General features: G+C 48.2%; 2 tRNA genes and 2 rRNA genes (1 of these 4 running past the window's edge). All 4 read left to right on the forward strand.

Going from position 1 to position 3,093, the window contains the following annotated elements:
- Nucleotides 1-411 (forward strand): 16S ribosomal RNA (locus tag ORI89_RS18950) (it extends 1,218 nt beyond the left edge of the window).
- Nucleotides 412-550: 139 nt separating this feature from the next.
- Nucleotides 551-624 (forward strand) — tRNA-Ile (locus tag ORI89_RS18955).
- A 27-nt stretch (nt 625-651) separates the two neighbouring features.
- Nucleotides 652-725: transfer RNA gene (locus ORI89_RS18960), tRNA-Ala, on the forward strand.
- 195 nt (nt 726-920) lie between these two features.
- Nucleotides 921-3,093 (forward strand): 23S ribosomal RNA (locus ORI89_RS18965); the annotation flags it as partial.

Below are 3,093 nucleotides of genomic sequence, written 5' to 3' on the forward strand. Positions count from 1 at the left end.
TTGCCAGCATGTTATGGTGGGGACTCTAAACAGACTGCCTGCGCAAGCAGTGAGGAAGGAGGGGACGACGTCAAGTCATCATGGCCCTTACGTCCGGGGCTACACACGTGCTACAATGGACGGTACAACGGGCAGCTACACTGCAAAGTGATGCTAATCTCTAAAAGCCGTTCACAGTTCGGATCGGGGTCTGCAACTCGACCCCGTGAAGTTGGATTCGCTAGTAATCGTGTATCAGCAATGACGCGGTGAATACGTTCCCGGGCCTTGTACACACCGCCCGTCAAGCCATGAAAGTTGGGGGTGCCTAAAGCATGTAACCGCAAGGAGCGTGTTAGGGCAAAACCGATAATTGGGGCTAAGTCGTAACAAGGTAGCCGTACCGGAAGGTGCGGCTGGAATACCTCCTTTCTAGAGTATCTATTTGGTACTCGTTACGCACATTCATGATCAAATTCAAAACAGAAAGCATTAGAAGAAAGTGCCTGCCCTATTAATACTAATTTAATGTATTACTTAGGTGTAGTTACAGCGCGAAAGATTTAAAGCTAGTCCCGTAGCTCAGTTGGTTAGAGCACTACACTGATAATGTAGGGGTCAGCAGTTCAAATCTGCTCGGGACTACACTTAAAAGATTCGATAGAAATTAATGGGGAATTAGCTCAGCTGGCTAGAGCGCCTGCCTTGCACGCAGGAGGTCAACGGTTCGACTCCGTTATTCTCCACTAATCTTAGGTCTGCTATTGTATGCTTATATTATCTTATAAGTTATAGCAAGATTTAGAGAAAACGTTCTTTGACATATTGGAAGAAAAAAAACACAAGAGAAGACAACAGATAGTAGGACGTCTGTTTACTTTTAGAGTAAATGTAAGACTACTACACAAGCAACCGATACCTAGCAAAAGGGGTATTCGGTGAAGAAAGTAAATAAGGGCACACGGGGGATGCCTAGGCTCTCAGAGGCGATGAAGGACGTGATAAGCTGCGATAAGCTACGGTGATCGGCAAATTCGAATTGATCCGTAGATTTCCGAATGGGGCAACCTAATATACTGAAGGTATATTGTATAATACGCGAACGCGCTGAACTGAAACATCTAAGTAGGCGTAGGAGGAGAAAATAATAATGATTTCGTAAGTAGTGGCGAGCGAACACGAAAGAGCCCAAACCAATCCTGTTACGGCATGATTGGGGTTGTAGGACCACGACATTGTATTGTCTGGATGAACTGGAAGCAGGTGGGAAACTGCGCGATATGGGTGATAGCCCCGTACAGGTAAAGAGAGACAGCATAGTGGTATCCTGAGTAGGGCGGGACCGGAGAAATCCTGCTTGAATCTGCCAGCACCATCTGGTAAGGCTAAATACTCCTGAGAGACCGATAGTGAACTAGTACCGTGAGGGAAAGGTGAAAAGAACCCCGAACAGGGGAGTGAAAAGAACCTGAAACCGTGTGCTTACAAGCGGTCGGAGCGGACAAGTTCTGTGACGGCGTGCCTTTTGCATAATGAGCCTACGAGTTACTCTTGTCCGGCAAGGTTAAATGATTCAGTCATGTAGCCGCAGCGAAAGCGAGTCTTAATAGGGCGCACAGTCGGATGAGGTAGACGCGAAACCTTGTGATCTACCCTTGGGCAGGTTGAAGTTGCGGTAACACGTAATGGAGGACCGAACCGTCAAACGTTGAAAAGTTTTCGGATGACCTGAGGGTAGGGGTGAAAGGCCAATCAAACTGGGAAATAGCTCGTACTCCCCGAAATGTTTTTAGGAACAGCGTGGATTTTAGTCTATTAGAGGTAGAGCTACCGATTGGGTGCGGGGGAGTCAAATCCTACCAAATCCAGACGAACTCCGAATGCTATATAGATATGATCTGCAGTGAGGCTTTGGGTGCTAAGGTCCAAGGCCGAGAGGGAAAGAACCCAGACCATCAGCTAAGGTCCCTAAATATACGCTAAGTTGAACTAACGAGGTCCGGTTGCCCAGACAGCTAGGATGTTGGCTTGGAAGCAGCCATTCATTTAAAGAGTGCGTAACAGCTCACTAGTCGAGCGGCCGGGCGTGGATAATAAACGGGCATCAAGTGTATTACCGACGCTATGGATTCATACATTAATTTGTATGTCTGGTAGGGGAGCATTCTATTGGGGGTGAATCCACATGGTGATGTGTGGTGGACTTAATAGAAAAGCAAATGTAGGCATAAGTAACGATAAGGCGGGTGAGAAACCCGCCCACCGAAAGACTAAGGTTTCCTGATCAACGCTAATCGGATCAGGGTTAGTCGGGGCCTAAGGCGCATCCGAACGGAGAAAGCCGATGGACAACGGGTTAATATTCCCGTACTTTTATTAACTGCGATGTGGTGACGGAGTAGTGACACTGCCGCGAACTGACGGAATAGTTCGTTGAAAGATGTAGGTATTGTTCGGGTAGGCAAATCCGCCCTTACAGCTGAACTCTGATAGTACAGCAAAGCTTCGGCAGCGCTGATAGTGCAGGTAATCAGACTTCCAAGAAAACCCGCTAAGCTTCAGGTTAATAAAACCCGTACCGTAAACCGACACAGGTAGTCGAGGAGAGAATCCTAAGGTGCTCGAGTGATTCATGGCTAAGGAACTCGGCAAAATGGCCCTGTAACTTCGGGAGAAGGGGCGCTGTCTCTAGCGATAGAGCAGCCGCAGTGAAAAGGCCCAGGCGACTGTTTAGCAAAAACATATGGCTTTGCGAAATCGAAAGATGAAGTATAAGGCCTGACACCTGCCCGGTGCTGGAAGGTTAAGAGGGGATGTCATCGCAAGAGAAGCATTGAATCGAAGCCCCAGTAAACGGCGGCCGTAACTATAACGGTCCTAAGGTAGCGAAATTCCTTGTCGGGTAAGTTCCGACCTGCACGAATGGTGTAACGATCTGGGCGCTGTCTCAGCCATGAGCTCGGTGAAATTGTGGTCTCGGTGAAGACGCCGGGTACCCGCAACGGGACGGAAAGACCCCATGCACCTTCACTATAGCTTAACATTGTGATTGGGTACAGGATGTGTAGGATAGGCGGGAGATATTGAAGTGGCTTCGCCAGGAGTCATGGAATC

The organism is Sphingobacterium sp. UT-1RO-CII-1 (assembly GCF_026711005.1).
Lineage (GTDB): Bacteria > Bacteroidota > Bacteroidia > Sphingobacteriales > Sphingobacteriaceae > Sphingobacterium.